The organism is Streptococcus sp. 11273D007BT (genome assembly GCF_053547195.1).
This window is the reverse complement of record NZ_JBPWPE010000001.1, coordinates 323,776-342,259: the sequence shown is the minus strand read 5'-3', so window position 1 is coordinate 342,259 and position 18,484 is coordinate 323,776. Positions and strand designations below refer to the sequence as shown.

13 protein-coding genes are annotated in these 18,484 nt (G+C 36.4%); 2 read left to right on the top strand and 11 right to left on the bottom strand.

The window, feature by feature from the left end; genetic code table 11:
• Window positions 1-27 precede the first annotated feature (27 nt).
• The 3 genes from ACEE75_RS01895 to ACEE75_RS01885 are packed head-to-tail and all read right to left on the bottom strand — an operon-like array spanning window position 28 to window position 3,018.
• Complete coding sequence (locus ACEE75_RS01895; RefSeq protein ID WP_447574486.1) at window positions 28-942, bottom strand: ROK family protein; 915 nt, start codon at window positions 940-942, stop codon at window positions 28-30.
• A gap of 5 nt (window positions 943-947) precedes the next feature.
• Window positions 948-1,814, bottom strand: coding sequence for a helix-turn-helix domain-containing protein (locus ACEE75_RS01890; RefSeq protein WP_447574485.1), 867 nt, complete (start codon window positions 1,812-1,814; stop codon window positions 948-950).
• 28 nt (window positions 1,815-1,842) lie between these two features.
• Window positions 1,843-3,018 carry an MFS transporter gene (locus ACEE75_RS01885; RefSeq protein WP_447574484.1) on the bottom strand — a complete coding sequence of 392 codons (1,176 nt, stop codon included), beginning with the start codon at window positions 3,016-3,018 and terminating at the stop codon, window positions 1,843-1,845.
• Between the two features lie 218 nt (window positions 3,019-3,236).
• On the opposite strand from ACEE75_RS01885, the gene ACEE75_RS01880 reads away from it, so the two are divergent.
• Complete coding sequence (locus ACEE75_RS01880) at window positions 3,237-4,136, top strand: alpha/beta hydrolase (RefSeq protein WP_447574483.1); 900 nt, start codon at window positions 3,237-3,239, stop codon at window positions 4,134-4,136.
• Between the two features lie 153 nt (window positions 4,137-4,289).
• The gene (locus ACEE75_RS01875) at window positions 4,290-4,901 is read left to right on the top strand and encodes a TVP38/TMEM64 family protein (protein WP_447574482.1); all 612 of its coding nucleotides are present in this window, start codon (window positions 4,290-4,292) and stop codon (window positions 4,899-4,901) included.
• A gap of 157 nt (window positions 4,902-5,058) precedes the next feature.
• Here the strand turns inward: ACEE75_RS01875 and ACEE75_RS01870 are convergent, their stop codons facing one another.
• From ACEE75_RS01870 to ACEE75_RS01835, 8 genes are all read right to left on the bottom strand, one after another.
• Complete coding sequence (locus tag ACEE75_RS01870; RefSeq protein ID WP_447574481.1) at window positions 5,059-8,154, bottom strand: type I restriction endonuclease subunit R; 3,096 nt, start codon at window positions 8,152-8,154, stop codon at window positions 5,059-5,061.
• Window positions 8,151-9,365, bottom strand: a complete 1,215-nt coding sequence (locus ACEE75_RS01865; protein ID WP_447574480.1) for an anticodon nuclease — start codon at window positions 9,363-9,365, stop codon at window positions 8,151-8,153. Before ACEE75_RS01865 ends, ACEE75_RS01870 begins: the two co-directional genes overlap by 4 nt.
• Window positions 9,366-9,379: 14 nt before the next feature.
• Window positions 9,380-11,134 (bottom strand): restriction endonuclease subunit S, encoded by a 1,755-nt coding sequence (locus tag ACEE75_RS01860; RefSeq protein ID WP_449173561.1) that lies wholly within the window; start codon window positions 11,132-11,134, stop codon window positions 9,380-9,382.
• Window positions 11,131-12,129 (bottom strand): virulence RhuM family protein, encoded by a 999-nt coding sequence (locus ACEE75_RS01855; RefSeq protein ID WP_449164814.1) that lies wholly within the window; start codon window positions 12,127-12,129, stop codon window positions 11,131-11,133. Before ACEE75_RS01855 ends, ACEE75_RS01860 begins: the two co-directional genes overlap by 4 nt.
• A complete protein-coding gene (locus tag ACEE75_RS01850) occupies window positions 12,119-13,675 on the bottom strand; it encodes a type I restriction-modification system subunit M (protein ID WP_449164815.1) in 1,557 nt (518 codons plus the stop codon). Before ACEE75_RS01850 ends, ACEE75_RS01855 begins: the two co-directional genes overlap by 11 nt.
• Window positions 13,676-13,920: 245 nt before the next feature.
• Complete coding sequence (locus ACEE75_RS01845; protein WP_449173560.1) at window positions 13,921-15,123, bottom strand: protein kinase family protein; 1,203 nt, start codon at window positions 15,121-15,123, stop codon at window positions 13,921-13,923.
• A 27-nt stretch (window positions 15,124-15,150) separates the two neighbouring features.
• Window positions 15,151-16,107: a Bpu10I family restriction endonuclease gene (locus ACEE75_RS01840; RefSeq protein ID WP_449173559.1), complete on the bottom strand. Its 957-nt coding sequence runs from the start codon at window positions 16,105-16,107 to the stop codon at window positions 15,151-15,153.
• A gap of 1 nt (window position 16,108) precedes the next feature.
• A complete protein-coding gene (locus ACEE75_RS01835; protein ID WP_449173558.1) occupies window positions 16,109-17,293 on the bottom strand; it encodes a DNA methyltransferase in 1,185 nt (394 codons plus the stop codon).
• Between the last annotated feature and the right edge of the window lie 1,191 nt (window positions 17,294-18,484).

Below are 18,484 nucleotides of genomic sequence, written 5' to 3'. Positions count from 1 at the left end.
CTTAGATTGACCCATAGCGCTAATAACTTACATCTCACCACGCTCTATTTTATTATCTAACAAAAATTGATATAAGGCGCCGTAAAGGTTGGCATCATTACCAAACTGTGCCGACACAATCTCTGGACGACTAATATTGAAAGCAGTGATGGGATCTGATTGTAACAGACGATTGTACTGATGGTTAATTTCATCTATTACAATAGTTTGTGCACTAATGCCTCCCCCTATCGCTACTTTTTCAACATCTAATATAGCTTGACTGTTTAATATCAAAATAGCAATATAGCGACAATAGTCTTCAAAAAATTGTTTAGCTGGGGATTGTGCTGATAAAATAGCTTGAAAAGCAGCCCTACCATCTTTCACATCCCCGTATCCCATAGCCATATTGATACGTTCAACTAAAGAAACAGCAGAACCTATACTTCCTGACATTTTATCAAATCCGACACCTGCTGGATTAAGCAACATAAAACTCAATTCTCCAGCTTGATCATGAAATCCTTGTCTTAAGTGACCATCTAAAATTAAACCCCCACCAATTCCTGTACCAAGTACCAAAGCTAGTGCTTGTTGACAATCCTTTAAACTCCCCAACCAAGCTTCAGCCAAAGCAGCAGCCTTACCATCATTTTGGAGACTCGTTTTTAAACCAAATTTCTTCTCCATACGTTCTCTAATAGGAGCTTCATGAAGATAAGTCAAACTGCCTCCAAGATATACTACTCCTTCTTTAACATCCACGCGACCAGGTAAACTGAATGCTAAGCCAGATACCCTCAACCGATAAGAATCAACTAGCTCATCCAGTACTAGCCAAAATTCCTCTAAACTATCTGGGCTATCTTTTTCCCCTTTTTCTTTAACCCTTGCATCATCCCCCATAAGAGCAAACTTTATCTTAGTCCCACCAACATCTATCACGAGATAATCAGCCATATCCTTTATTTCCTCCTTTGTTCCAAACGAATAGCTCTAGCATTTTGTGAAAACTCTTTTTCCAATGCACGATTCATTGATCGTAAGCCACTAAATCCATTTTTTATAGCAATACTTGTAAAACTCAGTGAAGTCTCTAATAAATCCTCCTTAGCTTTATGAGCCCTTACGGTATTGATGTATTCCCCAACTGTTGCATCCATATAACGTTTAAAAAATCTAGCCATATACGATTTAGATAAATGACAAACTTCAGCTAATTCATCCAACCCTATCACCTCTGTATAGTGCTCATGAATATATTGATTCATCACCTGTATCCTCTCTGCAACTTCTAGTTTACTTTCCAGGTTCTTTTGCTCTCGTTTTACTAAAAAATACTCTAATAAAATAGATAAAATTTCCAAAAGGAGAATATTCATCCTAATAGTAGAAAATGAATGACTCTTTTTATAATAAGCAACCAAAAGCTCCAACTTATTCTGCAACAAAGCATATTGCTGATGTTGCTCTGAACTAAATGTTTCTGTATGATTAATACAACATTCATAAGCCGCCAAATCGCTAAACTGACTTAAAACAAAAGAATAAGGGTAAGTAATCGTAAAAGTTTCTTCCTTAACATGTTCATTTTTATGTACCCTAATGCTATGAACCTCTTGCGAGTTAACTACTAAGATGGTCCCTGGAGAAGTCTTGAATACCTCATCACCAATTGTAAATTGGTCAATTTTACCAGCTATCGTATAGCTTAACTCAATCCCCCTATGCCAATGCGGTGGTATCCAGTCAACATCAGAGTTCTCATGAAGATAGACCCAAGACAATAATTTTTCACTAGGATTAATAAATTCGTGCCGCCATCTCTCCATAGTTCCCTCCAAATGATATCTTACTTTATTATACAACTAACTTATGGACTTTAACATAATGGAACAAAGAATAAATAAAAATTAAAGCAAATCCAATTGTAGAAACATAAAAAACAGCACGCGCATCTGTAACAGTTAAAAAGCCAGATAAAAAGCCCATTAAACTAGGAGATAAGAAACAACCGATATTAACCATAATCAAAACTAAGGTTGTTGCCAAATTAATGGAACCTTGTGGAGCTGCCCAACCAAGCCAATTGTACATATATGGAATTGCTAACCCAAAACCTAAACCAATCAGCAAAACCCCTACAATCAACAACCATAACTGACTTGATAAACTGACAACAAGAAAACTACAAGTTACAATTAAAAATCCAAGCGGAAAGATTTTATCTCTTAAAACCTTAAATACTAATCCAAAACTAGCTCCAATAGGAATACCAATCAAAGTAGTCACTCCAGAAATCAAGGCAGACGTACTCAAATCTCCCATCCTCTCCTGTACAATTAGAGATGGAATTTTAAACGTTATAGGCATAAATAGTAGAAAGATAGTAAACATTAGGCTCGCAATCAGTGTAACTTTTCCATTTATTTCTTGTTTTTCTTTATGACCTCTTTGGGTTTGAGAACCTCCTTCATCCAGAGGAACAAATATTGTAAAAGCAATTAAAACTGGGATAATTAAAAAGAAGATAGCAAAAGCAGCATGCCAGCTAACTGTCACTAAATAACCTACCAAAAAAGAAGATAAAGCTGCTCCAATACTTCCCATAACATTTTGAAAACCTAACATACTAGCACATTCTTCTTCACTATCTTGATAAAATTGTGGGATCAAACTAACCGCTAGGGAATTAAAGAGACCTATCCCCACACCCACCAAAAATCTCGATATTAGAATCAAAACATATTGATCAGCATAAATCGGAAATGTTCCTGCTACTAAGGCTACAATAAGTCCACTAAGAATTGTTTTTTTCTGACCAATATAACGGATGACAATTGGACTTAAAAATAAACCTGCCATGATTCCAAAATTGGGAATTGTCACCAAAGTCTCAATTGCTGCCTTACTAATCTTTGGAAAAGCTTCATACATAAGAGGGATAGCTGAGGCAATCTGAGGTGCCATCATTAAAAATAAAGACAAGGATAAAAGTGAAACTTTAAAACTAAGTTTTTCTTTAGGTTGTTTCATAAGAACACCCTCCATTCATTTATAGTGATTTTGATGCTTTCATTATATCATTCTCCTTTCTTTTTATTTATTCTGTCAGTAACTAAAAACAGGCGCATATTGACCTTATTTTATTTCATTAATTAAGGTTCTGAGCGCCTGTTTTTGGGTGATAAAAAACTAGAAGTATCCTTTCAAGGATTCTATAATAACATTAAATAAATAAGGAGGAGACTACAATGAACAAAAAAGATATTCTAGAGCAAGCTCTCACATTAAGACGCCTCTTTAAAGAGGGTGATGATTTAAGGGATAAAGGCCTTCCAACACGACTAACTGATATTGAACGCTTTGATAACATCTCGTACGGTCCCGACCCCAAATGGCATCTCCTTGATATCTATAAACCTAAAAAAGCACTCCAATATCCCGTACCAACTATCATCAATATCCACGGAGGAGGTTGGGTATATGGCACGAAAGAAACCTATCAGTTTTATTGCATGAACTTGGCACAAAAAGGATTTGCCGTTATTAACTTCAACTATCGTTTAGCCCCAGGCATTGTTTTTCCTCAGGAACTAGATGATGTTAACCGTGCCATTCACTGGGTTGCTAATCACGCAAATCATTATGAACTTGATTCTAATAATATGTTTATTATCGGTGATAGCGCCGGAGGACAAATGGCCATGCAATACTTAGCCATTCTAACCAATTCCAACTTCAGAAAATTATTTCATTACCAACTCCCTCAATTAACTATTAGGGCAGCTGCGATTAATTGCGGAGCTGCTTTCATTACCATTCCAGGAAGCATCGAGGGAGGTCCGCAAGCTTACTTTACAGATGAAGTATTAGCACATCAGCAGGACAGGTTACAAACTGAACGTTATCTTACCACAGATTTGCCACCACTCTTTTTGATGACTTCTAACCAAGATTTTATTAGAGATTGTACTATCCGACTACACGGCTATTGTCTAGCTAAAGGCATACAGGCAGAGTTTCACTCTTACGGTACTGCAGATCATCCAAAATCCCATGTCTTTCACTGTGATATCAGAGACCCTATCGCACAACAATGTAATCAAGATGAGATTGATTTCTTTAAACAATACGTATCACCCTCTCTATAGTATTCTTAAAGCCAAGATTCACCTTGGCTTTTTTAAGCTTCTTTAACATAGCCTACTTTTAAGTAAGCTCCCTCTTTAAAAAATCAGTCTTAAGTCTGATTTTGTTGTACTACTAAAATGATACAATAGAGGTAAGAAAAAGAGGTTATTGTTATGGAAAAAGTGAAACAAAATCAATTAAACCACAAACAAATCATCCAAGTCATCACGATTTTAGGGATTGTGCTAGCACTTATTGGTGCCATCTATATCAAGTCTAACCCTAATATTTTTGCTGTTGGAGGACCATTTCAAAGTTTTCTCCATCGCATCGGAATCTGGGGACCTCTGATTTTCATCCTTATTCAAATCATACAAGTGATTTATCCCTTTATCCCTGGGGGTCTTACCTGTGTTGTCGGGCATGCTCTTTTTGGCTCCCTCTATGGTTTTATTTTTAACTTCACAGGAATATTCCTTGGCTCTATTTTAGCTTTCTTGTTAGCCCGTCGATATGGAGAATCTTTTGCAAAGGCATTTGTCTCCCAAGAGACCTACGACAAATATATTCCCTATTTAGATAAAGGGAATTACTTTGATTGGTTTTTAGCCACAGCCTTTATCCTACCTGGATTTCCTGATGATTTTCTTTGCATGGTTGCTGGCTTAAGTAAAATGTCTCTCAAACGCTTTATAGTCATCACCCTCCTATCAAAACCAGCAACTCTTTATCTTTATACTTATCTCACTTACCAAAGCCTTATCGCCATCAATCACTTTGTTTAAAATAATAAGTAAGAGCCTCAAATCAATAATTTGAGGCTCTTGTGTATTTTTATAAAAAATAGGATAAATTTTCTTTATTTGACTTTCTCACCAATATTTCTAACTGTAACCTATACCAAGTTTAATAATGGGTACATTTTTTAGTTAGTAGAAAATATTATATTTCTCCACCAATCCCCTTAAATTTTTCAACCAAGGCACTGATTTTTTGGAAAACTGTCTGCTTCTTTGTATGATACTGAGGATTGAGGGGGCTCATCTTTGGCAAGGTTTCATTGAGAGCATTCCCATTTTCGCTGGCATATTCCCTCCTCAAAGAAAGTTGAATATACCGCTTGGCACTCTCTTCATTCAAGCCTTCTTTCTGAATAAGCTCCGCAACTTCTGTTTTCTGTTCCTCCCGAGCAAACAAGAAAAATTTTTCGATAATGTCCGTCTTATCCACAAAACTATCCAAATCACTTCGATGAATAAACTTCACAATCAGGTCTTCCTTGGCTCGATTTCCAAGACTGGCACGAATTGTCCGTGTGATTTCTTCTACCAGCACATCCTTGTCCGATAATTTTTTATTGGTTTCAAAAATCAATTCCAAGATGTAGTCTAGATTGATTTCTTGTGATTTCAACAATTCAACCTCAAAAACTACCGAATCCCAGTCTACTGTTGATTTGCTGTCTTGCTGATTCTGGCGTTCTCGTGTATACCAATCTCTGATGTCATTGTAGGCAGAACGATAATCTTGAATTTCCCGAACTGTCGGCAAGGGGAGCTGAGCCAGCTCTTCCATCGTTTCAAAATCCATCTGGTATTTGGCTTGAAAAGTAGCCACTTCCTCAAGATTTTCAAAATCAACCATCTGAACAGCCTGTAAACGCACAAAGTCATCGTAGTTTTGGAGAATATTATCCAGCTTCAAAAACTTCCCAAACAAGTCTACAAAGGCTTTTTTATCGCTCTCTTTGACAATCTCCCTCGGATCTGGGAAACACTCCATAAGCTCCTGGGCAACAGCCAAATAACCTGCTTCTTGTTCACCAGCTTCGTCGTAACCCTCTAAGTAATCTGTATAGGAACGTTCCAACAAGACCTCTGCTGTTTCCGTTTTTCCGAAAAGCTTGATAGCATCCGTCGTCGCCTTCTCCAAATCTCGAAATGTTACGATATTGCCAAAAGACTTAGTCGCATCATAAATCCGATTGGTTCGTGAAAAGGCTTGAATTAGTCCATGATAACGGAGATTTTTATCCACAAATAAGGTATTTAAAGTAGGGGCATCAAAACCTGTCAAGAACATTCCCACTACAATCAATAAATCGACCTCACCCGTCTTCACTCGCTTGGCTAAGTCACGGTAATAATTCTGGAAATCATTGCCGTTGATGGTATAGTTAGTTTGATACAGTTGATTGTAATCATGTACGCAGCGACTTAAAAACTCCTTACTGCTGAGGTCTGGTAAATCATTAGGAGTAAAATTCTCATCATCAATTTCCCCAATCGCAGCCTGGGCCTCGTTAGCCGCAAAAGAGAAAATCGTCGCGATTTTTAGTGGCTTTTCTCGTCCGACTTGCTGCTCCTGCAATTCCTGATAATAAGCTTTGGCAGCTTCAACACTCGAAACGGCAAACATCGCATTAAAGCCTTTTCCTGACTGGCGATGTGTTTTTTGATTGAAATGCTCCAAGATATAGCTGGAAATTTCTGAGATGCGAGTTGGGTGTAAAAGAGCTTTCTTGGTCTCAGCAGCACTCAACTTTTCCAAATCCTGCTCTGTTTCATAGGCCTTGAATTGTGGGCGGACATCATTGTAATCCACCATGAATTTCAAGACCTTCTGATCCCGTATGGCATCCGTGATAACGTAAGAATGGAGTTCTTTTCCAAAGACAGATTGAGTGGTTTCTGCACCTAAAGCATTCTCCACCTTAATCGGTGTTCCTGTAAAGCCAAATTGACAATATTTCTTGAATTTTTGCTTCAGGCGTTTTTGGGCTTCACCAAACTGCGAGCGGTGGCACTCATCAAAGATGAATACCACTTGCTTGTCATAGATTTCGTGCTCCTGCTCACTTGTCATGAAATGATTGAGCTTTTGAATGGTGGTCACCACAATTTTATTGTCATCTTTTTCAATATTTCGCTTGAGCCCTGCAGTACTGTTGGAGCCATTGACCGAATCTGGCGAGAACCGCTGGTACTCCTTCATGGTCTGATAATCCAAGTCCTTGCGGTCCACCACGAAAAAGACCTTGTCCACTTCGGCCATCTCTGTCGCCAAGCGGGCTGCTTTAAAACTAGTCAAGGTCTTTCCAGATCCAGTCGTATGCCAGATATAGCCTCCTGTTTCCGGTCCACTCTTGATTTTTGAAGCAATAGCAGAGCGAATTTTCCAGATAATCCTCTCAGTCGCCGCAATCTGATAAGGACGCATGATGAGCAGGGTATCACTGGTATCAAAAACAGAATAGTTGATCAAGACATTTAACAAAGTCTGCTTGCTTAAGAAAGTTGCCGTGAAGTCCTTCAAATCCTTAATCGGATTATTATTCTTCAAGGCCCAATTCATAGTGAAATCAAAGGAATTCTTGTTCCGCTTGGTCGTATTAGCAAAGTAGCGGGTATCAGTTCCGTTTGAAATAATAAAGAGTTGCAGGTACTTAAAGAGAGAATTTTCTTCGTTAAAACTTTCCTTGCTGTAGCGATGAACCTGGTTAAAAGCCTCCCGAATGGCAACTCCACGTTTTTTCAACTCAATCTGAACCAAGGGCAACCCATTGACCAGGAGGGTCACGTCGTACCGATTGGCACTCGTTCCCGTCTGCTTCATCTGGTTAATGACCTGCAATTTATTTCGACTGATGTTCTTCTTATCCCATAGGTAGATATTTTGAATATGCCCGTCATCAAAAATAAAGTCATAGACATGATCATCATGAAGCTTACGCGTCCGATCAATCAAGCTCTCGCTTGGTTTATTCAAATACTCATCCAAAAACCGTTGCCACTCTGCGTCTCTAAATCTGACACGATTGAGCGTTTCCATCTGCGTCCGAAGATTTCCCAACAATGCTTCATGGGTGGTCAGGTAGTTCAGATACTCATAACCTTGCTGCTGCAAATCCGCAATCAGCTCCTTCTCCAAATCAGCTTCTGTCTGGTAATGACCTGGCTGCACTGACTTCACATACTTGTCCAAAACGATGAAGTTGTTGGATTCGATAATCGGGTCTGTTTGAATAATATCAGTCATGGTTGCTCCTCTTTAAATCGATAGATTGAATCAAAGCTATTAAATAATTCTATAAGTGTATTTTTTTCTTGGGGAGATAGTTCTCTATATTCTAAATCAGCGTGTCTATTATGGGTATATAAATCAATAAGCTGTGTGTATGGTTTGATATTTTCAGGCGTTATAATATATCCAGCAACATCTAAACCTAATAATACGTTTTCCCAACGACCATATCCTAAAAATGTTGCTGTTTTTTCTGCTAAATTTCTGAATAGTGCAAAATGAAATTTCTCAACTTTATCATCTTGAATTGCTTTTCGCAACTCCTCTCTCACTCTGAGATGGTATCCAAATGGAGAATCGCCTTCGACATCTGTCAACAAATAATTATATTGCTTCTCATCATCAGTTTCATTGATAGATTTCATCACATGGAACACTTTTCTCTTAATTCTTCTATCAAAACGAATTTCATTATAGAGAACATTATAGAACAGAGCCTGATGAGTAGAAATAATAAATTTTAAGTCTGTATTTTCAGCACTTCCTATAACATCATTTAAATAGAGTGCGGCATTAATAATATTCTGGTCATCCAGTGATGATATTGGGTCGTCAATAAAAATGTATTGTAAATTTGAAAATTCTGATGTCTCTGCAGACTCAGTCAAATCTTCAATGACGATTTCTAAAAGTGTTAGGAAGATAGCCCAAATAAAAATTCTTTCTTCACCTCTAGACACCTTTATTGTCTGCCCGTCTACTTTAAAACGTATACTCTTTTTATTGCTTATAGTTATTGGATTGCTCTTATTATCATATTGTACATTTCCAAACTCATCTTTAACTGTCTCAACAATATCTGTAAACTCGATTTCAATCGTTTTACCAACATATTTTTGAAAGTTTTCTACAGATCGATTAAAAAGTTGTTGTTCTTCTAGGAAATTCCCAAAATACGTTCGTTTGTCATAAATCAAGTAACGATCTTCATCATTTTCTAAATCGTTATCCCAAGTAAATAAGTCTTCTGTGAATGAATTAAAATATAGAATATGCTTGATAACATTTTCATTGCTATCAACCTCATTCACCTTATTTTTCAACTCCATAGAAAGTCTAGTCTTCCCAGTTGCATTATAAGCATAAAGTAAGTGAACTTTTTTATCACTTGCAATAATACTATCTGCAATCTGTGATAAACTTTCAAATTTGAGAACATTTCCCATCTTTCTTCTTTCTCCTATGAAAAGTTAAGCAATTGATCCCTAAAATACTCATACTGCTTCTGCCGTAGCTCAATTTCTTTTGGCAAGCCTTCCGCAATCGAGCTAGTCAGGTTGTCAAAGGTATCAAGGATGGAGACGATACGGGATTGGTCTTCAAGTGAAGGGATATTGATAACAAATTTCCCCATATCCTTAGCATTGATACGAATAACCTTTGTTCCAGTGACTTTCTTTTCCTTCTGACTTTGGAAGTGGACGGATTTAAAGAAATAGTTTAGGTATCTGGCATTTTGCGATGTTTGAATGATGTAAGAATCACCTGACACTCCGATTACTTCCTCTCCTTCCCAAACAACCGCCTTACCAACATCCTCAACATTTTCTGATGTTGTTGCCATAACAATGTCATTTGACTGGGCTTTTTTCAGCTTATCAAAGACAGTTTGACTGGTAAAAGAAACGGTATCTTTGGTTGAAAAACCATAACGGGTGTAGATTTGACCATAATGGATAACTGGGAAACCTTCCTCCGTAAAATCTTTCTTTTGGAGACCGTTTCCTCGCGTGAATTCGCAAATTGCCCCCAACTCTACCCGTATCGGACCAAAGACCCAGTTTAAGAGCCTAATCAGGTCTTGTCTGTACTGTACTGTACTGTCAGTGTACACGCCTTCGGCGGTGAAGGTCAAGAGCTTATCTCTAAAATAGTCGTATTGTTTTTGACGTTGCTCAATCTCCTTGGGCAGTCCGATATTGAGGTCGTTACAAACTGTATCAAAGTTATCAAGAACCTGAACGATGCGTTCTTGGATAGGGAGAGAAGGAACGGGGAGGGGGATTTTATCTAGAATAGCTTGGGTCAAACTTGGTCTTGTTGGATTTGTTGCCATACTCTCCAAATCAATGGTAGTTAAGTAATAATATAAATATCTTGGCACAACCTGACTTTCATCAATTTCAGTATAGTAAATTGTATCAACATTCCAAAAAGGTTTTTCGAGATAAAATAGATTAGATATCGACCCTTTTCTAGGAATTAAGACAGTCGGTTTATTATACGCATATTCTGAGACGAACTCTCCCATCGCACCACCACTACCATAGACCGGAACATCACCAACAGAAAGACTTTTCCAATCTTTTCCATTTTTCAATTTTGCAATATCCTTAAGCGTCTTCCACTCAACCTGATAAACTTTATTGTTCGCCCCCCCCGAACTATCACTATCAAAGTTCAACAAATAATCTCTAAAATAATTATATTGCTTCTGTCGGAGGGCCAATTCTGCGGTCAATTCTGTAACATATTCCGTGAATTTGTCAAGTATTTGCACTATTTCTTCCTGAATTTTTAGGGGTGGGATGGGGATTGGAGTAGTTCTTGCAACACTCCAATGTCTCTTATAATTACCTTCTTTTTTATAAAAATTGCAGAAACAGTAATACAGAAATTTTGGAATCACTCCCTGTCTAGATTTGAGAATTTTCAAACCATCCGCTCCTTGAACAAATGGAAAATTCACAAATTTAATGTGTTCTGAATGATCTCCAAAAATAACATATTCATCTTTGGGGAGATATTTTTCAATATCAATATATCCCGCAACAAACTCCTCACCTTGATCAATTATTGCGATTGCTCCATTACTTTGATATTCATTTCTCTTCAATTTTATTGGACTTACAACAGTATCACATACTTCCCCCAACTCTTTCCACTCTACACCATTAGGACAGAGGTCAGCTATCATTTCTTCTATTTTGGTCATTTTTTCTCTCCCTCTTGAGCTATTTTTTCTAGGTGTTTGATGTGGGCTAGGTAGTCTTTTTCAACTTGACTGAGGGTCTTGGCTTTATATTTTCGGTACTCTTGACTGACTTTTTCCGTCATCTGCTCGCGGGATATGGTTCCTGCATGGGTCAGAAGGTCCTCACCCGTTGCCAGTAAAATCCGATCCACGTGCTGAATCCAATCTGCCATGGTCATGACAATCTGACGCTGGGCCTGCCTCTCAGCAAAGTCCAAATACCCCGATACCAACTGATTGAGGCCTTGCAACTCTTGCTCGGTCAGATAGTTTTTGGCAACCCTAGCCTCCGACAAGGATGGCAATTCACCCTTGAAGGTCTTCAAGCCCATAAATTCCTTCTCACTATCCACTCTAGTGTAAATCAGCTCGCTAGCGATATGGTGATGAATGGCATAGTGCAACTTATTCTGTACTGTTACAAAAAATTGCTGGGCTTCACTACTTCTTGCATTATAGTCACTTGAGGTCGCAAACAAGTCTAAAATCTGACGATAAAAAACTTTTTCGCTTGAACGAATATCTCGAATGCGGTCAAGGAGTTCCTTGAAATAAGACCCGCCGCCCAAATTTTTCAAACGGTCGTCGTCCATAGCAAAGCCTTTGATCAAGTACTCTTTTAAAACCGTTGAAGCGTAGTTCCGAAATTGTACCCCACGAGGTGACCGTACCCGGTAGCCGATAGCCAGTATCATATCCAGATTATAATAGACTACCTGTCTTTGAACATTTCTACTACCCTCTTTTTGAACTGTCAACTTATAGTTGACAGTTGCCTCTTCCATCAGTTCGCCGTCCTCAAAAATGGCCTTAATATGCTTGCTGATATTTTGTTTGGAAGTCTGAAAAAGTTCCGCCAACTCCAACTGGGTCAGCCAGACTGTCCCATTGTCCAGATGAAGTTCAATTGATGCCTTGCCGTCATCTGTTGTGTAGATGATGATATCATTGGTCATGACTCAGCTCCTCCACAATCTTGTCAATCTCAGCACGTAGACGGTCAATATTTTTCACAGTTTCAGCGATATCTTTGTTCAACTGAACGATGTCAATCTTCTCACGCGTATCTTCCTTTTCTACATAGGTCGAAACAGACAGGTTGTAATCATTTTCAACAATCTTCTCATGTGATACAACTGAAACAAAGTATTCCTTATCTTCTCCCTTGTCAAATCCCTCTAAAATATTCTGGATATTGTCTTCTGTCAGAACATTGTTATTGGTTTCTTTTTTAAATTCCCGACTGGCATCGATAAAGAGTGTGTCTGTCATATTCTTATTTTTAGCCAAAACTAGAATACAGGTGGCAATAGAGGTTCCAAAAAAGAGATTGTCTGGTAGCTGAATAACAGCCTCCACAAAGTTTCCGTCTACCAAATATTGACGGATTTTTTGCTCCGCACCTCCACGATAAAAAATACCAGGGAAGGTCACGATGGCTGCTCTGCCTTTTGACGAAAGATAGGAAAGACTGTGCATGATGAAGGCAAAGTCAGCCTTGGACTTAGGAGCCAAAATCCCAGCTGGTGCAAAGCGATCATCATTGATTAAGGTCGGGTCATCACTGCCAATCCACTTGATAGAATATGGTGGGTTAGACACGATGGCATCAAAAGGTTTGTCGTTGCCGTGCTTGGGGTCCAACAGGGTATTGCCACGCTCAATGCTAAATTTATCATAGTTGATGTTGTGAAGAAACATATTCATCCGAGCCAGGTTATAGGTGGTCATATTGATTTCCTGCCCATAAAAACCATCTTCAATAATGTGCTCGGTAAACTGCTTCTTGGCCTGAAGTAAGAGAGAGCCTGATCCACATGCAGGGTCGTAGATTTTGTTAATCTTATTCTTCTCATCTTTCCCCAGCATGACAATCTTAGCCAGCAACTTGGACACGCTTTGAGGGGTGAAAAATTCTCCACCTGACTTACCAGCATTCGAGGCATAGTTTGAAATCAAGAACTCATAGGCATCACCAAAAAGGTCGATTTGGTTATCCTCGAAATCCCCAAAATCAAGATTTGCAATCTCTTCTAAAATATCCACCAAACGCTGATTTCTTTCTGCAACGGTATTGCCCAGACGGTTACTCCGCGTATCCACATCATCAAAGAGCCCTTTGATGTCGTGCTCACTGTCATAACCAACGGCACTGGACTCAATGGCGTCAAAAATATCCCTCAACTCCGTGTTAAGATTCTCATTACCTCTAGCTTGTTTCACCACATTTGAAAACAGCTGTGACGGATAGATAAAATATCCCTTAGTTTTGACCGCATCATCTTTGATAATATCAGTTATCTGTTCTTCTGGAAAACTGGCATAATCTACATCCGGATCTCCACCTTCAATATAATTCTTAAAGTTCTCACTGATAAAACGGTAAAACAGAATCCCCAAAACATATTGCTTGAAATCCCAGCCATCTACTGCTCCCCGTACCTTATCGGCAATCGCCCAAATTTTTCGATGAAGTTCCTGTCTTTGTGCTTGTTCTGACATAGTATCCCTATTCCAATCTAAGTATAACAAAAAACACTTCCCATTTGGAAAGTGTTTTGTAAAGTAATCCCAAATGAATTAACGTTTTGAGAATTTCGCTATTGAAAACGAAGAATTCTCACCCCTTACAAATCCCGCTATATCAACATTTACGAAAATGAAACTTCCATGAAAATGGACTAAAATCCACTGATTTGGATAAAATTGACACCAATTAACACCATAAAATAGACTAGTCGGCCATCTCATATATGAGGTGGTTTTATTTGAGAAAATGCTCTCCGTAGTTCATGAATATTGCCAAATCTCTTACTAAAATCTGGATTTATGCCTTGATTAATAAATTTCTCTAAATTACTATATTCAAATTTAGTAAAATCTTTATACCTACCTGTCAAAACAAAATACAGTAACTTAGACAAAGCAAAACCTTCAAAATAAAAATTATAATTACTATATCCTACTCGTTGAAGTCCCGAATAATCATTAAATGCTCCTCGTATTTCTGTATCAAGAGATGTTAATATGCTTTCGTTTAGCTTTACATTACCTAAATCGGCAATCTTAATAATTCTGGCATCCTCATATTGTTTTATTAAAATATTATTTGGAGAAATATCTCTATGGAGTATATCTTTTTCAGCTAAGTACTCAAACCCTTTAATAATTTGATTACACAATGACTTTCTCTCCTCAAAAGTCAATTTTTGATTGTGAGTAGTAATGTATTTAAAAAGAGTGGTATCGGCATATTCCATAACATACTCATTTTTCTTTTTATCAATAGAATAGACTTCTAGTATATATGGTGAACTTAGCTTTTTCATCGTGTCAAATTCTAAATAGAATCTTTCTAAGTCTTTGGGCGCAATAGTTTTACTAGCACGTTTTAATGCAAAAAGTTTATTATAGTTTTCATCAAAATAACTAAAAACAGATGCATATGAACCATTACCAACTGGTTTTAATTGAAACTTTTGTAAGGAATTATTAGGTAATTGAACTACAGCAGATGTTTCAAAAATAGGGAGTTCATAGTATATTTCAACTTCCATCATATCATTCGGCACTGAACTTCCACCAGATGATGATAGAAAATCATTGCATTTTTTTAATATTTTATCGTAGTATTCAACTATAACAACGTTCTCCCCAGAATTCTTAAGGTTATTAACAAATCTGTTGGATAGTGAAATAGCTTTTATCAAATCTCTACTTGGGGCAGCCCAGAAATGTCTCCCTCCGTTTATACTATCATTTAATATTCTTAATGCCTCCACTAACTGATGGTGTAAGCTAGAACATAATTGACTCAGTCTTTCATCAAACCCCTCTTTGTAAAGATGTTCATAATCAATAGCAAACCCTTTCCCAAAGTAACTAATATAATCTCTTTCAATACTCACTATGCCATTCAATAATTTTGCATTGTTATTTACAGAAATCAATTTTTACCAGCTCCATTCTTTAGACAATCAAAAATAGCCAATTTCAAGTGCATCTACTTCATTTATTTCAATTTCTGTAAAATTTTCTTTCACCAATTTATAAAATCTTTGAAAGAGGGATTCATCAAATGGATGATTATTTAGAAATTGCATATACCATTCTCGTTCTGAAATTCTCCCTTCTCTAGTAGAAAAATTTCTCCTTTTATTTGAACTAATCCTTTTTCCTTTACGTAATATCAACACTTCATCTATATTAGTAGTAGTCGAACTGATTGGTGTCATATCTAAAAATTCACAAAGTAAGTAATACTTAGCACCTGTCACTGCCATCTTTACATCTCTTGCCGTGGCTGATGCTTCTTGGAACATCGTTTTATCTAAATTTGTTTTTATTTCTGCTAATATAAATCCAATTTTAGTTTCAATGTTGGAACTATTGCTAAAATCCGAAGCGTAAGAAGCTTTTAAAAACAGTGATTTAGATATTGAAAAGTCTTGGTCTTTAACCTTAACGGTCATCCCTGTACTTGTTTGAGAATCTGGTCGCTGTAAATCTGTATCAAAATAAAGTGAAGAGAATACTTTGGCTTGCGAAGAAATATCGATCCCTTCTCCCAACTTTTCAAACTCTAAACATCGTTTTATAAAAATAGTAAGAAACTCTTCCAATACAGTATTATCAATTTTTAATTGACCTTTCTGCCTATATAAGAAGTCCTCCTCACTATCAAATATCAACTCTAAATCAATGTAAAGTTTATACCGATTTAATAAAATCACCATTTTACGAATAAGCTCATCAACTGTATCAGCCTCAATATTGTCTAAATCATGAATCCAATCATCATACCTACTAATTGCATTTTCTAAACGAGCAATATCTGATGAAGGCAATTTTTCATTTAACTTTGCTGCAACTAACTTTTCGCCATGTACTCCTCTTTGGACAGTTTGACAATCTATTTTCGTAATTTCTCCCATTTTACACATATTCTTCTCCCATTATTTTAGATGGTTCTACAAATTTTATTTTATTTATAGCTTGTTTTAATAACTCTACATTTTTATCTTGAACAGAGCTGAGTTCAATTGAAGTTAACTCTCCATATGCAATTTCTCTAGCCTTTTGCACTACTTCTGATTCATCTAATTTTGGCAAATCAACAAAATCAATATGCAAAATATCTTCAACAATTTGTTGCCCAAATCTATTTTTAAATTTTCTTTCCTGTCTCTGACTTACTTTTTGGCTGAAAATATCCTCAAATATCCTAACAATCAATTCACTATTATAAAATTCTACACCAAGTACCTTAGATAACCTACCTACAATAAAAATAATTTTAGCATCAACTGAAGCTACTCTCAATAACTCTGAAATAATCAGACTCATATCAATAAGATATTGAATGACTGTCAGAAACCTATTCCCTCGGTTCTTTCTGTTTGCTCCAACTTCACTTTTAGCGACATCTAGTATATTGAATCCTAATATTTCAGCAGATTGCCTATAATTTTCGTGGTAATTGAAAACATTTATATATGGAGGAGATGTTAATATTAAATCAAATTTCCTAGTTTGTAGTTTACTATTCCGAAAATCACTATTATATACTCTAATATTACTTCCTTCTACTAAATTAAGGAAATTACTTTTTACCATTAACCATGATTTAAAAAAATCGTTTAGTCGAATTATCTCGCCCTTTTTAACATTCGTAAGTATAACAATAAGGCTAAAAATATCTTTCTTTATTCCTTTCATACTTGATATTTTATTTGTTAAATCTAGTAAATCTTCCTCCAGTAATAAGTTATCTATTGTTGCTTGAATTTCTAAAATAATTTTATCTTGCTCCAATTTAGTTAGGTTGCCTAACTCATAAAATTTTGACATATAGTACGCAGAGGGATTTAATTCAACGCCTACTGCCTCCATTCCAATGAGAGAAGCCTCATATAATACTGTACCGGAACCTGAAAAAGGGTCTAATACTCGTTGCCTCCCTTTCCCATATTGCCTAAGCATAGCTTCTATAAATTGGGGAGAAAATTGTCCTTTCCAAGCAAAGTTACTTGTTCTATGACGATTTTCAACATTTAATATTTCTTGAGATACATTATCAACATTTAGAGGAATCTCAAAAAGCCTAGTTAAATTACTCATTTTATATTACTCAACACACTCTATTTTAGCCTATCATAATCTAGGCCTAAATAACTTTCTAATTAGATGTTACTTACTATTATACCATTATTTAAGCGAAGTAATGTCAAAAAATGAAGGCAGAAACACCCCTCCACAATCATATTTTTGTCCACTATTTGTAAACAATACTGTCAAAGTTTCAAATACATAGAGGTATTTATCTAAGTCATATTTCCCTTGTTGACTTTTTAAACGGTCTAACTCATAGAAATCTTCTAACCTCTTTACAGTTGATGGATAGGTTCTACCTAGTTTTTTTATTTGTTTGAATTTTCTTTGACTAATGAAAATTTTTGAATCATAGCTCTGAAGAAATTATGACCAATCATACGCTCTATTAAGAATTGGTCTTTTAGATAAATATTATTTAACAACTCCGTAAATTCATGCCCAGAAACAATGTATTGCTATAATCATTAGAAATCTGTTTCAAGCTCTAATTAAAAATATTTTCTGAGAAAAAATCCACAAATAATTCTAAATGCAATTCTAAAAATTCATTAGGTAGCTCATTTTTTTCAAAGTATAGATTTAGTATAGCATTAGAACCATTATGTTTAAATGTTTGTCTGTTCAAAATACTAGAAAAACTTTATTATGCGAGCAATCTTCGCGAGCAGGTTTTGCGCGGTTCGCAAAACATCGGTTCGTTAGAACCGACTGCAAGGAAAAAAGAAAGCATCGAGCTTTCTTTTTGGGCTGCAAGCCTACGTGTTTAGCGTGAGTAAACTATCGTTACTCACGCTAAACACGTATCTCATCAAAAATGAGATTATCTCAATAATAACATCAATAGAATAAATAAAAATAGGCAGAAAATATCGAAATCTCCTGCCCTTTACTTATTCCACTGACTTCTTTACTATTCCACTTTTTGAGAAAAAATGGATGGTTATATTCGTCCATAAACATAAACTAAGCGGCAGTTTTAAGTTAGCCATCTTTTACGACTGAATCGGTTACTTTACTGGCTCATCTTTCATAGAAAAATGGATTTCTCTATGAACCAACAAGTCAAGTTTTCATGGTTTTCTTTAGTATTCCAACATTACTGAAAATATGGATTATTCTAAAAGTCCATATCGCAAATCAAAGTGGGCTACTCTAATACACCATTATTTCTATCATAATGGACCTCTATTCAAATCC